Annotated in this window: 12 protein-coding genes and 2 pseudogenes; 2 read left to right on the top strand and 12 right to left on the bottom strand. The window is 64.4% G+C overall.

The genetic code is table 11. From position 1 onward, the window contains the following. Positions 1 to 691 (top strand): GNAT family N-acetyltransferase (locus AC5E6L_RS07190; RefSeq protein ID WP_491772262.1); only part of this gene is annotated, 691 nt, incomplete at its 5' end. Positions 692 to 996: 305 nt separating this feature from the next. Here AC5E6L_RS07190 and recA read toward each other — a convergent pair. Then, positions 997 to 2,106 carry a recombinase RecA gene (gene recA / locus AC5E6L_RS07185; RefSeq protein ID WP_491230547.1) on the bottom strand — a complete coding sequence of 370 codons (1,110 nt, stop codon included), beginning with the start codon at positions 2,104 to 2,106 and terminating at the stop codon, positions 997 to 999. A gap of 690 nt (positions 2,107 to 2,796) precedes the next feature. Next, positions 2,797 to 4,131 (bottom strand): peptidoglycan DD-metalloendopeptidase family protein, encoded by a 1,335-nt coding sequence (locus AC5E6L_RS07180; protein WP_491772260.1) that lies wholly within the window; start codon positions 4,129 to 4,131, stop codon positions 2,797 to 2,799. A gap of 305 nt (positions 4,132 to 4,436) precedes the next feature. Between AC5E6L_RS07180 and AC5E6L_RS07175 the strand changes: the two are divergent. After that, a pseudogene (locus AC5E6L_RS07175) lies at positions 4,437 to 4,556 on the top strand (IS481 family transposase); the annotation flags it as partial. Positions 4,557 to 4,714: 158 nt separating this feature from the next. Here AC5E6L_RS07175 and AC5E6L_RS07170 read toward each other — a convergent pair. The 10 genes and pseudogenes from AC5E6L_RS07170 to AC5E6L_RS07125 all read right to left on the bottom strand — a co-directional run. Next, positions 4,715 to 5,054 (bottom strand): annotated as a pseudogene (locus AC5E6L_RS07170) (transposase); the annotation flags it as partial. A gap of 203 nt (positions 5,055 to 5,257) precedes the next feature. Beyond that, positions 5,258 to 6,208, bottom strand: a complete 951-nt coding sequence (locus tag AC5E6L_RS07165) for an ABC transporter ATP-binding protein (RefSeq protein WP_491772258.1) — start codon at positions 6,206 to 6,208, stop codon at positions 5,258 to 5,260. Continuing rightward, positions 6,201 to 7,202, bottom strand: coding sequence for an ABC transporter ATP-binding protein (locus tag AC5E6L_RS07160; protein ID WP_491772256.1), 1,002 nt, complete (start codon positions 7,200 to 7,202; stop codon positions 6,201 to 6,203). The genes AC5E6L_RS07165 and AC5E6L_RS07160 overlap by 8 nt, the downstream gene beginning before the upstream one ends. Next, entirely contained in the window at positions 7,199 to 8,143 is a 945-nt protein-coding gene (locus AC5E6L_RS07155; RefSeq protein ID WP_491229177.1) for an ABC transporter permease, read from the bottom strand. The genes AC5E6L_RS07160 and AC5E6L_RS07155 overlap by 4 nt, the downstream gene beginning before the upstream one ends. Continuing rightward, complete coding sequence (gene thrC / locus AC5E6L_RS07150) at positions 8,140 to 9,324, bottom strand: threonine synthase (protein WP_491772254.1); 1,185 nt, start codon at positions 9,322 to 9,324, stop codon at positions 8,140 to 8,142. The genes AC5E6L_RS07155 and thrC overlap by 4 nt, the downstream gene beginning before the upstream one ends. 1 nt (position 9,325) lies before the next feature. Next, positions 9,326 to 10,201 carry an ABC transporter permease gene (locus AC5E6L_RS07145; RefSeq protein ID WP_491772252.1) on the bottom strand — a complete coding sequence of 292 codons (876 nt, stop codon included), beginning with the start codon at positions 10,199 to 10,201 and terminating at the stop codon, positions 9,326 to 9,328. After that, positions 10,198 to 11,520, bottom strand: coding sequence for a hypothetical protein (locus tag AC5E6L_RS07140; RefSeq protein WP_491772250.1), 1,323 nt, complete (start codon positions 11,518 to 11,520; stop codon positions 10,198 to 10,200). Before AC5E6L_RS07140 ends, AC5E6L_RS07145 begins: the two co-directional genes overlap by 4 nt. 45 nt (positions 11,521 to 11,565) lie before the next feature. After that, on the bottom strand, positions 11,566 to 13,122 hold the full coding sequence (locus AC5E6L_RS07135) for an ABC transporter substrate-binding protein (RefSeq protein ID WP_491772248.1): 1,557 nt from the start codon (positions 13,120 to 13,122) through the stop codon (positions 11,566 to 11,568). A gap of 39 nt (positions 13,123 to 13,161) precedes the next feature. Next, a complete protein-coding gene (locus tag AC5E6L_RS07130) occupies positions 13,162 to 14,811 on the bottom strand; it encodes an N-acyl-D-amino-acid deacylase family protein (protein WP_491772246.1) in 1,650 nt (549 codons plus the stop codon). A 287-nt stretch (positions 14,812 to 15,098) separates the two neighbouring features. Next, positions 15,099 to 15,947 (bottom strand): amidohydrolase family protein, encoded by an 849-nt coding sequence (locus tag AC5E6L_RS07125; protein ID WP_491772245.1) that lies wholly within the window; start codon positions 15,945 to 15,947, stop codon positions 15,099 to 15,101. Positions 15,948 to 16,128 lie beyond the last annotated feature (181 nt).

Below are 16,128 nucleotides of genomic sequence, written 5' to 3'. Positions count from 1 at the left end.
CTCTATGACGGATCCTGGTCCGAATGGGGCGCGCGCGCGGACACGCAGGTCGCCACCGGGCCGGCGGACGGGTGAGACGATGGGCTGGCTGAAGCCGAACCGCGCCGGCCATCGGGCGGGCGGTGGTGAACCGCTCGAAACCACGATCACCTATCTGCGCATGGACCGGCCGCCGACGGCCTATCCGCCACGGCCGGCCAACATCCATGCGGCGCTGCTGCTCGCGCGCAGGCCACCGCTTCATTTCTATCGCTATCTCTATTTCCAGGTGGGCGTCCACTGGAGCTGGGAGGCACGGCTGCGCATGGCCGACACGCCGCTGCGCGAGGCGATCCATGCCGATACATGCGAGATCACCGTGCTCCATGTCGACGGCGCGCCCTCGGGATTCTTCGAGCTTAGCCGCAAGTCCGCGACGCTGACCGATCTGGCCTATTTCGGCCTGATGCCGCACGTGCACGGGCTGGGGCTGGGCAAATGGTTCCTCGGCAAGGCGGTCGAGGCGGCGTGGAAGGCCGAGCCGGACGCGGTGACGGTGAACACCTGCACGCTCGACCATCCCGCCGCGCTGCCGCTCTACCAGAAGCTGGGTTTCCGCCCCTGTCGCCGGTCAAAGGGACGGGTCCGTCCGCTCACCGAAAGCGACAGGGCGAGCCTTGCGGCGCGGCATGGCATCGCAGGCGGAGCCTGAACGCCACCCTCAAGGGCAATGCAGCGAGGATATGCCGGAATCGGGACGGACGGCCCAATCGGCGAGCACGGCCTCGAAACCCTCGTGCCGAGCATGAAAGACCCTGGAGCGCCTTCGCTTTCCGTTGAAGCAGCAAGTGCGCCAGGTCTTTGTTTTGTCCCAATTGCGCACACGCAACCGGGTCCCATCCCGGATCAAGTCCGGGACGGGCTTTTGGCTGGAGTTGCCCTAGGGTCTTTGGAGTTCAGGTTTCGGGCCTGGCGCGTGTCTTGTCGGCTCCGGTGCTTCCACCTTCGCCGGACGCTCTAGCCCTTGGCGGCCGCATCGCCGTCGAAATCGGCGCCCCCCGCGGCGGCCTTGGCGCTTTCATCGTCATGCAGCAGCTGGTCGGCGATCAGCCCGGCATTCTGCCGCAGCGCCAGTTCGATCCGCGCGGCCACGTCGGGATTGTCGCGCAAGAAGCCCTTGGCGTTCTCGCGGCCCTGCCCGAGCCTTTGGCTGTCATGGGAGAACCAGGCGCCGGATTTGTCGACAATGCCCGCCTTGACCCCAAGATCGATCAGTTCGCCCGTCTTGGAGACGCCCTCGCCATACATGATGTCGAACAGGACCTCCTTGAAGGGCGGGGCGAGCTTGTTCTTGACCACCTTGACGCGGGTCTGGTTGCCGACCACCTCGTCGCGGTCCTTCACCGCGCCGATGCGGCGGATGTCGAGCCGCACCGAGGCGTAGAACTTGAGCGCATTGCCGCCCGTGGTCGTCTCGGGCGAGCCGAACATCACGCCGATCTTCATCCGGATCTGGTTGATGAAGACGACCATCGTGTTCGAGCGCGAGATCGAGGCGGTCAGCTTGCGCAGCGCCTGGCTCATCAGCCGGGCCTGAAGCCCGGGCAGTGAATCGCCCATCTCACCTTCGATCTCGGCGCGCGGGGTGAGCGCGGCGACCGAATCGATCACCAGAACGTCGCACGCGCCCGAGCGCACCAGCGTATCGGCGATCTCCAGCGCCTGCTCGCCCGTGTCGGGCTGCGAAATCAGCAAGTCTTCGAGATTGACGCCCAGCTTGCGCGCATAGACCGGGTCGAGCGCGTGTTCGGCGTCGATGAAGGCGCAGATGCCGCCCTCCTTCTGCGCCTCGGCCACCGTGTGCAGCGCCATGGTGGTCTTGCCCGAACTCTCCGGGCCGTAGATCTCGATGATCCGGCCCTTGGGCAGGCCGCCCACGCCAAGCGCGATGTCGAGCCCCAAAGAGCCGGTGGAGACCGTCTCGATCTCGACCACCTGCTCGTTGACGCCAAGGCGCATGATCGAGCCCTTGCCGAAGGAGCGCTCGATCTGCGCCAATGCCGCGTCCAGAGCCTTTGACTTGTCCACCGATTTGCCCTCGATCAAACGCAGATTGTTCTGAGCCATGGTCTACCCTTATGTTAAAGCGCCGGTGCGCGCAAAGAAAACCGTTTTGGTTTTCGTACCATCTTTGTTCTATCTTGACAAGACAGGCAAATCATTGATTTCATGAAACTTTCAAGATTTGTTCACTCTTCGTCTTTTTTCGCGGTCATCTGATCCGGACACCATTCGGCGCAGCGCCGTTCCCCGCGCGGCGGAATCGCCTCCCCGGCGGCAATGCACCGGTGCTTGCAACCGTCTGGCGGAAGGCCGGGAAAAGGGTTCGCAGGTCCCGGTCCCGCGGGACGGGAATTCATGGACAGAGGTTCATGGACAGGAATTCATGGACCGGGTTTCGACCGCGCCGCAACGCAGATGATCTCCACGTCATATCCGATCTCGGCGAGGCGGATTTCGCGCCCGACCGCGTTGAAAGAGCCTTGTGGTGGGTGACACCGTGGCGGCCCTTTCGCCTTGCCGAGAACGAAATCCGACACGCGCCAGACCCGAAACCCAAACCCCAAAAAGCCCTGGTTTGTTCCGCTATGCTGGTTCCGGCCGTTCCGCATTGCCAGGCCAGACAAGGTCGCCATGAACCACGATCCGGCTCATGCGCCGGCCTGTCTCAAATCGCTCGATATCGCCCATCGTCGCGCCCGCCGTTCAGTCGTCCGCCGCCCGGCGACAATAGTCAGGGGACCTAAGGGACAGCCTTTAGTTCAGGTAGCGGACCGGATCAACCGGCACGGTGTCCTTGCGGACCTCGAAGTGCAGTTGCGGCTGGCGCGCATTGCCGGTCATGCCCGATGCGCCGAGCGTCTGCCCGCGGCCGACCGTGTCGCCGCGCGCCACATCGATCGCGTCCAGGTGGCCATAGACCGTCACATAGCCGTCCGAATGGCGCACCAGCACCGTGTTGCCGAATTCCTTGAGCCCGTCGCCGGCATAGATGACGACGCCGTTCTCGGCCGCCTTGACCGCCGTGCCCTTGGGCACCGAAATGTCGATCCCGTCATTGGGCCTGCCGCCCGAATTGCCGCCGAACGCCGAAATGACGCGTCCGCGCGCCGGCCAGCGCATGGTGGCCACGCCCGTCGCGTCGGGCGCCCGCGCGGTGCTTGTCTCATCGAGGGCGCGCACGCTTGGAGCGGCGGTGGCGGCCGGCTCGGACGGCCGCGAGGCGGGCGTCACCGCGCCGGTGACGATCGGATCGACATCGGCGTCGGCGACCGCCGCCATGGATGCGGGCGTGCCGGCAAGGCCGGGAATGATCAGTGTCTGACCGATTCGAACGACGTCGGCGGTCAGCGCGTTGGTGCGCCTGATCGCCTCCATGCTGGCGCCGGTCCGGCGCGAGATCGCCGAGAGCGTATCGCCCGCCCGGACCGTGTAGCGGCCGCCCTCGGCCGGCGCGGCGGGCACGGCGCGGTCCGGGACGGCTGCGGGCACGCTGGCCGCCGAAGCGACCGGCCGCGCCGCCGGCAGCGGCGCGCGCTCAAGGGCGACGTCGGAGCGGCCGCCGACGCTCGAACGCGCCGCGCGCACGCCGGCATCGGCATCGGGCGCGGACACCAGCACCGAGCGGCCATGGATGTAGGTCGGGATGAGGATGCGCTGGCCGGCCCGGACCGCGCCGGCATCGGAGAGGCCGTTCACGCGCGTGAGCGCGTCGACCGGCACGCCGTAGCGCCTGGACAGGTTGTACAGCGTCTCGCCGGACGTCAGCGTGACATAGGTGCCGCCCGCGCCGGTCCAGCCGGCGGCGCGGCTCGCGGTGCGCGGGGCGGGCGTCGTCGCCGCGGTGATGATCGGGTCCAGTTCGGCATGGCGCTCGATTTCCTGGGCGACGACCGATGGCTGCGCCTGCGGGAGCGGCCGGTGCGCGGTTGCGGTCGTGGGCGTTTCGGCGGGCGCGGTTATCAGCGGCACGTTCTCCGGAAACGGCGTCTGAACGGCGGCCGGCGGGCGCGTCGGCACGGCGCCGGTGTAAAAATCGTCGGAAAAGCGCATCACGTCGCCGGCACAGCCGGAGACAAGGCCGCCCAACACCAGAACCGATCCCGTCCGCAGCAACCTCGCCGGACGCCGACGGGCCTTGACCATACCCATTACTCGCCCTGCCCCTTGCCAAACATGGGGCAGATTAAAGCGCGTTAGTCTTACCGGTCGGTTAAGCCGTTTGGATGGGGGGCTTTTCGTACTCCGCGGCGGCAACGCGAAACCTGAATTCCAAAAGGCCCTAGCTGTTTGATCCCGGATTTTGATGGTGCAGTCTTTTCGGCGGCATGGAAGGAGGCACTGTGGGGCAGGTTTTACACGGGAGCGCCCGCACGACAGAGGCGGTGCGTTGAGCAATACAAAATAGTCAAGAGAGCCTGAGGACGCTCTCGAAGCGGTATGGCATCAACCAGAAGACCGTCGCGAAGTGGAAGAAGCGGACGTCGGTTTCAACGCGGCCGGGGGCGAAATCCGCCGCGTCCCGGAGAGATATGGCGAAAATCGCCCATTTCGGCGTTGCCGGCCCTTGAAAGGGAACAACCCTTCCCGCGGCCTGGCTCCTTGAACCGAACGATGTTCGACCATACCAGGCTCCAAATCCTGAACCCCCACAGGCCCTTAGAGCGTATCTGGCTTAGGTTGGTTCGCATCCGGCATTTTTGAAGTCGTTGGCGCATTCGTTGGCATTAATGGTTGGGAGCGGGCGTCCGACCTGGTGCCACGTGTCCTCGATGCTTCGTTTCTGGGCCATGCGCACCCAATGCTTGATCTTGGCGAAGCTCTGCTCGATGGGGTTGCGGTCTGACGAATAGGGCGGCGGATACCACAGCCGCGCGCCGGCCGATCGGGCCACGTCGCGCACCGCCTTTCGCTTATGGCAGCCCAGATGGTCCATGATGACGATGTCGCCAGGGCAAAGTGTGGGGCACCAGATTCTGGTCCACATAGGCACAAAAGCATTCGCCATTGATCGGATCAACACCGTCAGCCGCGAGGAAAGCCGGGGACGCGTTGTGGTGCTCTATATGGCGCCTCTTTTCGTCGGCTTGGCCAGACAAGTAGAGACAGTCGCCCTCGATGACGAACGGCACATAATTGGCAAGGATCCTTGGAGCGGTCGGCAATGTGATGCCAAGTGCGGCAAGGCGGTCAAGCCGCCCTCCTGGGGTTGCGGCATTCAATTGTAAAGGTGGCAGGCGACGCGTCGACCACCGGTTTCGATGGCCGGCGGGGCGACCGTCCTGCAAATCGCCATGGCGCTCGGGCAACGGGTATGGAAGGCGCAGCCTGCGGGCGGCGATATGGGGCTCGGTATGTCGCCCCTCAAGGTAATGCGCTTATGCGCGCCGCCTCGGCCGGGAATAGCCGACATCAATGCCTTGGTATACGGATGCAGCGGCTCGTCATAGAGCGCATCGCGCCTCGCCGTTTCCACGATCTCGCCCAGATACATGACCGCGACACGATCGCAAATGTGCTTCACGACGCTCAGATCGTGCGAGATGAAGATATAGGACATGCCGTGCCTGGCCTTGACGTCCTGCATCAGGTTGACGATCTGGGCCTGGACCGAGACGTCGAGCGCCGAGACCGGTTCGTCGGCGACGATCAGCTTCGGATTGAGGATCAGGGCGCGCGCGATGCCGATTCTCTGGCGCTGACCGCCGGAGAATTCGTGCGGATAGCGCGCGGCGTGATCGGCCCGCAATCCGACCTCGGCAATGATGGCCATGACGCGCTCGCGTCTTTCGGCCGGCGTGCCGATCCCCTGGATCGCCAGCGGCTCGGTGAGTATCCGCTCGACGCTCATGCGCGGATCGAGCGAGGCGTACGGGTCCTGAAAGATGATCTGAAGGTCCTGACGCAGGCGCCGCATCCGGCGCGCGCCCACCGTGTCCAGGTCGATGCCGTCATATTCCACAGAACCGGAGCAGGGTTCGATCAGCCCGATGGCCGCACGGCCGGCGGTCGACTTGCCGCAGCCGCTCTCGCCGACCAGGCCCAGCGTCTCGCCCCTGTTCAAAACGAAGGAAACACCCCGAATGGCTTGCACCGTCTTGCGCTTGAACATGGGGCCTACGATGAAGTTCTTGCGCAGATCGCTTACGCGCAAAAGAGGGTCAGCCATGTTGCGTTTCGCCGATCTGTTTGGCTTTCCAGCATTCGATCCTTCGGTCGCCGATGGTTTCAGAAGGCGGATCGCGGCGGCAACGATCGTCGCCATGGGGGCAACGCGGACGGAAACGGCAGCCTTGCGGCATGTCTAAGAGGGCCGGAACCGAGCCCGGAATCGTCGCGAGGCGCTCCTGCCGATCGTCGAGCGAGGGAAGCGAGCCGATCAGCCCCTGCGTATAGGGGTGTCCGGGAGAGGACAGCACATCGTCCGTATATCCGGTCTCCACGACCTTGCCGGCATACATGACGACGACGCGATCGCAGATTTCCGCAACGACCCCGAGGTCGTGCGTGATGAACAAGATGGAGGTTCCAAACGTATCGCGCGCCTCCAGCATCAGGTCGAGAATCTGGCCCTGAATGGTCACGTCGAGCGCCGTCGTGGGCTCGTCGGCTATGATGAGGCTCGGATTGCAGGCCAGCGCGACCGCGATCATGACGCGCTGGCGCATCCCGCCCGACAATTGGTGCGGGTAGTCCGGCAGGATGTTGCGCGAGCGGGGAATACCGACCTTGTCCAGCACCTGAAGAGCGTGTTCGGTGACCGCGGCGCCCTTCAGGCCGAGATGCAGGCGGATCGGCTCTGCGATCTGTTCGCCGACCGGCATGATCGGGTTCAGGCTCGTCATCGGTTCCTGGAACACCATGGCGATGTCGCGGCCGCGCATCCGCCGCCGCTCGCGCGCCGGAATCGTCAGCAGGTCGCTGCCGCGGAACTCGATCCTGCCGCCCATGATGCGCGCGGTCCCTTCCGGCAGCAGCCCCATCACGCTCAGGGCAGTTATGCTCTTGCCGCATCCGCTTTCGCCGACGATGCCCACGATCTCGCGCTCGCCCACCTCGATCGAAACGGCCGCGAGCGCCTGAACGTCGCCGCGATGGAACCGGAACCCAAGCGTGAGATCGTGGATCGCCAATATGGGCGGGGTTTGGCCTGAGGCGCTCATTGGTTCTTCACCCTTGGATCGATGAGGCCGTAGAGAATGTCGACGAACAGGTTGATGAAGATGAAGGTCAGCGCCATGAACAGCACCACGCCCTGAATGACGGGATAGTCGCGCCGCGCCACCGCATTGACCAGCAAACTGCCGATGCCGGGAATGTTGAAGACCGTTTCGATGGCGATCGCGCCTCCCATCAGAACGGCGAAGGTGATGCCGATGACGGTGAGCACCGGAATCAGCGCGTTCTTGAGGGCATGGCGCAAGATGACCACGCGCGACGGCAGACCCTTGGCGCGGGCCGTCCGGACGAAGTCCTCGCCGATGACGTCGAGCATGCTGGAACGCGTTATGCGGGCGATGAAGCCGGCCTGTACGAGGCCGACCGAAACGGCAGGCAGGGTCAGGGACCAGATGCAGGCCCAAAAACCCTGATCCAGCGGCGTGTAGCCGGCAACCGGGAAAAGCCGGAACTCGACCGCGAACACGACGATGAGCATCAGCCCGAACCAGAATTCGGGCATGGACACGCCCACCATGGCCACCGTCATCGACAACTGGTCGACAATGCCGTTGCGGTTGACGGCAGCCACGATGCCCGAAGCCATGCCGACGACGATGGCTATCGTCAGCGCATAGAGCGTGAGCATGATCGTGGGTTCGAGGCGCTGCGCGATGGCATCCTTGACGGGCATCCGAAGGAAGATGGAATCACCCAGATCAAGCGTGGCCATGCGGCCGAGCCAGGTGAAAAGCTGCACGAGGAATGGATCGTTGAGGCCAAGCTGCTCGCGAAGCGCCTGAACCTGCTGGTGCGTGGCGTCCGCCCCCAGCATCACGGCCGCCGGATCGCCCGGCGACATATGCAGGAGGATAAAGACCAGCAGCAGCGGTACGATCAGCGTCGGCAGCAGGGTCAGCAAGCGCCGAATGATGAAAAGCGTCATGGCGCGGCATCCTCTCGGCCACGTTCGCCCAGAACACGGTTCAGCGACGCGCCGGCCGCCACGCTGATCTCGCGCATGCGCATCTGACGATAGATGCCGAAGTCCTTGAAGCCGTGGCCGGTAATCATGCACACGACGCTGGCCTTGCGGTCGATGGTGCCGGCGGCAGTCATTTTGCCGGCCGCGGCCACCGCGCTCGCCGCCGTCGGTTCGGCGAAGATGCCCGCTCCCGCCGCCAGTCGGCCCATGGCGGCACGAATCTCATCGTCACTGACCGCCACCGCGCCGCCGCCCGTCTCGCGGACGAGGCGAAGGGTGTGGCTTCCGTCCTTCTCATAACCGATCAGCGGGTCGGAGATACCCGAAGCGATGGTGTCCGGCTCCCCCCATGCGGCAACCGCCGACAGCCCCCCGTCGTAGGCCGCAACGACCGGGGCGCACCCTTCCGCCTGCACGGCGACGACGCGCGGCATGCCCTCAGCCTTGTCCGCAAAGCCCTGCACGACGCCCTTGACGAGCGGCCCGGCGCCGGTGGGGACGAGAACCCAGTCCGGCACGTCCCCGTCCAGTTGATCGAAGATCTCGCGGCCGACGAGGCGCAGCGCATCCGTCCCGTAGGGATTGATATAGGTGGTCGTCAGGTTCACGTAGCCGGCCTCGCGCGCAATGCGCAGCGCGAAATCGTAGGAGTTGCTATAGTGGCCTTCGACCTTGATCAGCCGGGCGCCGTAGGCGCATATCTGCGTCATCTTCTCCAGCGGCGTGCGCTGCGGCACGACGATGATCGCGGGCAGGCAGGCCCGGGCGGCATAGGCGGCGGCCGATGCTCCCGCATTGCCGCTCGACGCGCACACAACGCCCTTGGCGCCAAGGGCGATGGCGCGTGTCAGGGCGGCCGCAACGTGACGGTCCTTGAAGGAACCGGAGGGATTGCGGGTCTCGTCCTTGAACCACAGCTGCCCCGAAAAACCGGATTGGGCGAGAAAACCGTCCAGCGCGCGAAGAAGGGGCGTCGCGCCTTCGCCAAGGCTGACGCGTTCGCAAACCAACCCGTCGAGAAAGGTCGCGCTCCGTTCGTCGCGCACCAGTTCCAGAATATCGCCGCAGTCGGCACACTCGTAGACGAGCGAACAAGGGTACCGCGCGCCGCAGGCCACACAGGACAGGTGTTCCTCGCCCATCTCATCGACCTTTCAATTTCGGATCGAGCGCGTCGCGCAAACCGTCGCCGAACAGGTTCAGCCCGAGCACGGTGATCATGATGGCCAGCCCCGGAAACAGCGCCATCCACCAGGCAAGCACGATGAAGGTGCGCGCTTCGGCCAGCATGTTGCCCCAGCTCGGCTGCGTCGGCGGCACGCCGACCCCGAGGAAGGACAGCGCCGCCTCGCCCAGAACGGCATAGGAAAAGACGAAGGTCGCCTGGACGATGATGGGCGACATCACATTCGGCAGCACGTGCCGGAAAAGAACATGGAGGCGGGTCGCCCCCAGCGCGAAGCAAGCCTCGACATAAGAAAGCTCCCGCACCACCAGAACCGCGCTGCGTATGATCCGCGCGACGCGCGGCATGTAGACGATACCGAGCGCGAGCACGACCGTGGCGCTGCTTGCGCCCATGACGCCCGTCATGGCGATCGCGAGCACCAGGCCCGGAAACGACATCAGCCCGTCCATGATGCGCGACAGAACCATGTCGATACGATTGAAAAAGCCCGTCAGGAGACCGATCAGAGTGCCGATGCCGACCGCGAAAACGACGATCGCAAGGCCGATCGCCAGCGAGGTGCGCGCGCCATGGATCACGCGCGACAGGACGTCCCGGCCGAACTCGTCGGTTCCCAGAAGGTGCGTCGCGCTGCCGGGTGGCTGCAAGCGGTTGGCGATGTTCAGCATGTTGGGATCGAACGGCGCGACCCAGTCGGCCAGAGCCGCCGTCAGCACCATGAGCGCGATCAGCGCCGAGCCGATGATGACGCTGCCGCGCGAAAACAGCAGGACCGCAAAGGAGGGCTCGCGGGGGTGTGGATGCGACGGATTGCCGGCCGCGATGCTCACTGGATGCCCCCACCCCGGAGCGATATGTCGATCCTGTAAAGGGTCGTGGGGCGCCCCTGGCCCACGGCGGCGCTTTCTCCGGCCGGGCGCGCGAACCCGGCCGCAACGAGACGCGCGAAAACCCGGCGCGCCGTGCGCGAGGTGGTATCGAGTATCTTTGCAAGCTCGACGGCGCTGTAGATCGCGTTGCGATCGGCCTCCAATGCTTCCAGGATTCTCGCCAGATTGGCGGAGGTAATGCCGATCTTTTCGGCCAGGCGCCTGATTTCCGCATCGGCGACCCGGATGATCCGGCTGCTCGATGCCGACCCGAGCGGGCCGATCAGGCGATCATTGTCGAAGACGATGAATACACCGTCATCATCGTCGAGTTCGGCGCGATAAAGGGCCTTGCGCGCACCCTCCTCGGCGATCGCCACGTTCGGCCCCGTGCCGATGCCCATCTGAAAGCTGTAATCGCGCAGTTTGGGAGACGACTGGAAATAGGGCGCCATCGTGAAATCCCGCGTCTGCGTCTTCATGGCGCCGTAGGTCGAATAGAACAGGTGCAGACCGTTGCCGATATCCACGAGATGGACGCCAAGGCGATCGGCGGATGCCAGAAGCTGGCTTTCCATCTCCAGCGCCATGCGCCGCGTTTCGGCGATGGACGCATTGATGTTCGGGATGCCGACCCGCAACAGGCCGACCGCGATCTGCGATCCACGGTAGCGGGCCTGCATGTAGCGCGACACCAGAAGGTCGAGCGCCTTCAGGATCGTGTGCTTGGTCCAGAACATGAAATGGCAGGGAATTGCCGCCTCATCCAGCGTCGCTTTCACCACCGAACGGCAGGTGAGCGCATGGGTGGTGCGGCCCGCCCGGTAATTGTCGATGTGAAAGCGTGCGAAATCATCGTGGATACCGCCTTCCACCAGAGGCATCGTGCGGATGCCGCTCGGGTCGATGCCGATCTCGGCGCAGACATCGCGCACCGTGGCGGCCGATACCGTATCGACGCTGATGGTCGACAGATCGGCATCGCGACTTGCCAGATCGAAGAACGCCTTGAGAAGAGAGACTTCGTCGTAGCCGATGAAGTCGGCGGGCACGGACAGGGGCCCTTTCTTCTCAAGCGAGATATAATAGGGCACCGGCCCCGAAAACAGGATGGCATCGACGATGGGTTCGAGCGCGGCGGCATGGCCGCTCGCCTGTTCCTGGTGCGTATAGCAGCGCACCTCGAATTGCAGGCGAGGATCGGCATCGGCCAAGGCCGCGTTGAGCTTGTCCCGAAAATCGGCATTGCACACAATGCCGACCCTGATTTCGTTCCTCATGTCCATCCAACCGCCGGATCGCCCCGTTTCCACGGAGCGGTGTCATCACTGTTTCCAGACGTTCCAGTAGAACGGGAAGGGGGTGGCTTCGAAATTATGAACGTCGGTGCTCTTGACGCCGAGAATGAAGAAATCCCCGAATTTGACCATGGGGGCCGCATACCAGAAATGGGTCTGCAACTCCTCCCACACGCCCCGGCGTGCCTTCGGGTCCATCTGCGTGTTCAAGCGCCGCACGAGCTCGTCCTTGACGGAATCCTCCCAGAAGCCGGGCCATTCGCTGTCGAAGCAGGGCCATACGCCCGGATCGGGCGTAAAGGTCGTCGCGCCGCTGAAGATGTGATACGCCTCGGGGTCGTTTCGCTGCTGTACGATCGTCGCCCAGTCGACGACCTCAAGCTCGATATTGAAGCCGATGGCGCGGAGCTGATCGACCGCCACGAGCGCGTTGCGATACATGAAATCGTATTCGCGCGTCGTCAGCCATTTCAGCGGCTCGCCGTCATAGCCGGCCTCATCAAGCAAGGCGCGCGCGCGTTCGACATCATGGGCGCCGTACATTCCGGCATCGGCATCGGTCCACCAGCTTGCCTGCTCCTGAAAGAGGATGCCGGGATCGAGACGATAGAAGTCCTGCGAGGCGAAGGCGGCGCGCATGATCTCCTCGTTGTTCAAGCCCAGCACGAAAGCCTGACGCGCGCGCTGGTCGTCGAAGGGAGCGCGCGTCTTGTTGAAGACCGCCATCGACCACCAGTAGGGCTTCGTGATCATGGCCTCGACATTGGGATAGAGTTCGATCATCGGCGCCATGTCCTGGCTGACCTGGTCGGTGATGTCGAAAAGGCCGGTCCGCACACCTTCAAGGCGGACCGAAACTTCCGGCGTCGGAATGAATGCGAGGCGTTCGAAATGCGCCGTGCGCGCGCCGCCCATGCCGTCGGCCTCGCTCTCCAGGGCGGCATAATCGTCAAAACGCGCAAGGCGGATATGCTGGTCGGGAACGTGTTCGTCGAACCGGAACGGTCCGGTGCCGACATAGCTTCGGATCTCCCCGTCGCCATATGCCTCGATGAGGCCGGCGGGATAGATCGCCGCCTGCTGGTTGGGAAAGGCCAGCATCACGGGAACGATCGGCGAGGCCTCGGCAAGCTCGATCTCGATCGTCAGATCGCCGGTCTTTCGAAGCGCGACGACATTGTCGAACATCAGGCGGCCATAGTTCGACTTACGGCCCCAGCGCTCAAGGGAGGCGATGACGTCGTCGGCGTCGAGTACCGTTCCGTCATGGAAAGGCACATCGGCGCGAATGTCGATCACATAGGTCTTGCGATCCTCGTCGAACTCGTAGCCCTCGGCCAGCATGGGCACGGCATCGAAATCGGCATCGAGCGTGAAAAGGCCCTCATAGATGTGCCAGCCGATCGATTGGGTGATGAATGCGGTCGATTGATGCGCATCGAGCGTCGGCGGCTCACCGATGATCGCGATGTTGAGCGTCCCGCCCGAAGCCGCCTGCGTCCAGGCCGCCTGCGGGGCGGCCCATACCGTCGCCGCAAGGCCGATCACCGCCGAAAGCCGGCGGATCGTCGGTGTCATGTTCATGTTCTCCTCCCTTTTTTTACTTCTCCCATCCCCCGCCGATCACGCGCCGGCGGCTGCCGATCGGTGTCTTGAACGCGGCCCGCCATTGCAGCACGCGCAGCCCAAGCGCTGCAGGCGTCCGGGACGCTCAGCCGAAATGTTGCCCGCGCTTGCCGCAAGCACGCCGTTGACGTGGACCCGATCGAGCCCGACGGGAAACCGGCGCGGCTCCTCGAAGGTCGCCTTGTCCTCGATGTCGCGCTCGCTGAAGACGACAAGGTCGGCGTGAGCCCCTTGCGCGATCAGACCGCGCCCCGGCAGCCCGAAGCGACGCGCCGAGATCGACGTCATCTTGCGGACGGCATGCTCGATGGACATGATGTTTTCCCGGCGCACATAGCGCGCGATCATGCGCGGGAACGTCCCATAGTGACGCGGATGGACGCGGCCGGTCTCAAGCGGTATGCCATCGGAGCCGACCATGGCGAAGTCCGAGCGCAGCACCGACTTCACGTCCTCGTCGGACATCTGGTGGAGGATCATCGTGACCTGCGCCCGCTCCTCCACGAGAAGATCCAGCATGCAATCGACGGGGTCCTGGCCGCGCGCACGCGCGATCGCGGCCATGCTCATCCCTTCCAGAGAGCGATTGGCCTCGCCGGCGACACCCGAGATGACGACCCTGTCCCATCCGAGCATCAGGGCGAAATTGTCCCAGCCAGAAGCGCTCCTTTCCATGTCGCGCCTGATGCGCGCCCGTGCGGTCTTGCCCGTCAGCCTCGCCATCACGTCAGCGCCGCCGCCCGAGGAAACCCAGGGCGGCAGGACCGACATCAAGGTACTGGAACCGGCCGTGTAGGTGTAGGTGTCGCAGGTCACGTCGAGCCCGTCCTGCCGGCGCTGTTCGATCATCTCCAGCGCCCGGCCGATCGTGCCCCAGTTCTTCGGACCGACGACCTTGAGATGGCTGACATGAAGCGGCGAGCCCGCCGCCTCGGCGATCTCCATGACTTCGGCCAGCGAGGCCAGCAAGCTGTCGCCTTCGGTGCGAACATGACAGTTGAGAATGCCGCCGTGACGCGCCGACGCCGCGGCGAGCGCGACAAGCTCGGAACGGTCGGCATAGCAGCCCGGCGCGTAAAGAAGGCCCAATGACAGTCCGATGGCGCCGGCCTGCATGGCTTCGGCGACCATCGCGGCCATCCGCTCAATCTCCGCCGTCGTCGCATGGCGGCTTTCGAACCCCATGACCGCTATGCGCACGGCGCCATGGGCGACCTGTGAAACGGCGTTCAGGGTCGAAGGCGTTTCATCGAGCGTGTCCAGATAGTCGTCGAAGCCCGTCCAGGGAGCCCGTTCGGGGAATTTGCCGAGAACCGGGCCGGCATAACGCGAAAGGTCCCCTTCCCAGCCCGCGCCCAGCGGCGCTGGCCCGAACCCGCAATTGCCGAGCACGACGGACGTAACGCCCTGCAAGAGCTTGGGCGCGTGCGTCTGGTCGCGCAGGATCGCGATGTCGTCATGGGTATGAACGTCGACGAATCCAGGCGCCAGAATCCGGTCCCCCAGATCGACCGTTTCCCCCGCCTCGCCGGCAATCGTGCGGCCCACGGCGGCGATCATGCCACCACGTATGGCGACCTCGCCGCGCATCCATGGGCTGCCCGTCCCATCGATCACCCTGGCATTGACGAACTTCAAATCAAACACGCGATCTACTTTCGGAAATGTCCTTATATGTCCATTAATATTTAGCGTTTTATCGCCTTTGAGTCAATTGGCGGCGCAAAGCGCGCATGAAAGCGGACTGGATGGGACGCTTGGCCGGAACGCTTGGCCAGCAGGTTTGGCCAGCAGGTTTGACATTGACGGACGCGCAATGGGCGAAGGCGTTCCAAAGCGATGCCCCCGCGCCCGATCACAGCGCCAGGATCGCCATGGCCCACCAAAAGGGCTCTTCGAGGCGGCCGGGGACGAAACCTGAAACCCCAAAGACCCTAGGCCAAGCCGTAAAGACGTTCCGCGTTTCGCGAGGCGATCGCAGTCCGCTCATCCTCCGAAAGGGGCGACAGGAGTGTTCTGGTCATGGCAATCCATTGCGGCAGGTCGGCGGCCATGTTCACCACCGGCCAGTCGCTGCCCCAAACGATGCGCTGCGGCCCGAAGACATCCAGCACATGGTCGACATAGGGTCGGATGGCCGCCAGCGTCGCGTTTTCCGGCGCGCAATAGGCAGGAATGCCGGAGAGCTTGCAGTGCATGTTCGGCAGTTCGGCCAGCGCCGCCATATCGGCCCGCCACGGATCGAGCCCACCGCCCGCAATGTCGGGAACCCCGCAATGGTCAAGGACCAGCGTCGTGTTCTCGCAGGCCAGGGCAAGCGCGCGTGCGATCGGCAATTGCCGGGCCAGAAAGCAGAGATCGAACACCTTGCCCGCCTCGCCGATCCTGCGGACGTTGGCGCAGAACGTCTCGGTTTGCGACAACCCGTCATCGACAACGTGAAGAACGCGGCGGTAGCCGACAATGCCAAGCCGGTCGGCGCGCTCCAATTCCGCCTGGAAGCCCTCGTCGCTTTCGGGGCGAATGGCGGCGATCAGTCCGACAATGGCGCTGGCGGGATCGCGCGCCCTGCCGGCGATGAACGGCGCTTCGTCGCGCCAGCGCGCATCATCGACGGCCGCTTCCATGAAAAGCGTGCGCTCCACGCCCAGCCCGTCGGTAAGAGCCCTGTAGTCTTCCAGGGTGAACGACCTGCCCGCCAGCGCATCGATGCCCGATGTCCAGCCATAGGCAAGCGCGTCGGCGTAGATCAGGTGCTGGTGGGTATCGAGCAACGGCGTCATGCGATCATCCTCAAAAGCTTAATGTGTCGTTTGTCCCGTCAAAGCGGCAGGCAGGCGGGCCCGATCGGCTCGAAGCTCTTGTAGGTAAGGATGAACTCGGTGTGACCGAGATCTTCCGAGCGGGTCATGCGGCCCGCGGCGACCCCGAGCGCGAGGTCGAAAATCTCCGCGCCCACCTCGT

It is taken from the genome of Roseitalea sp., assembly GCF_984466335.1.
The sequence above is the reverse complement of the archived record's forward strand: the minus strand, read 5'-3'. Positions and strand labels throughout refer to the sequence as shown.

Coding starts and splice junctions, on each gene's coding strand:
- AC5E6L_RS07125 (WP_491772245.1), bottom strand. CDS start 15,947: ATGACGCCGTTGCTCGATACCCACCAGCACCTGATCTACGCCGACGCG.
- AC5E6L_RS07160 (WP_491772256.1), bottom strand. CDS start 7,202: ATGAGCGCCTCAGGCCAAACCCCGCCCATATTGGCGATCCACGATCTC.
- AC5E6L_RS07135 (WP_491772248.1), bottom strand. CDS start 13,122: ATGAACATGACACCGACGATCCGCCGGCTTTCGGCGGTGATCGGCCTT.
- recA (WP_491230547.1), bottom strand. CDS start 2,106: ATGGCTCAGAACAATCTGCGTTTGATCGAGGGCAAATCGGTGGACAAG.
- AC5E6L_RS07140 (WP_491772250.1), bottom strand. CDS start 11,520: ATGAGGAACGAAATCAGGGTCGGCATTGTGTGCAATGCCGATTTTCGG.
- thrC (WP_491772254.1), bottom strand. CDS start 9,324: ATGGGCGAGGAACACCTGTCCTGTGTGGCCTGCGGCGCGCGGTACCCT.
- AC5E6L_RS07165 (WP_491772258.1), bottom strand. CDS start 6,208: ATGGCTGACCCTCTTTTGCGCGTAAGCGATCTGCGCAAGAACTTCATC.
- AC5E6L_RS07155 (WP_491229177.1), bottom strand. CDS start 8,143: ATGACGCTTTTCATCATTCGGCGCTTGCTGACCCTGCTGCCGACGCTG.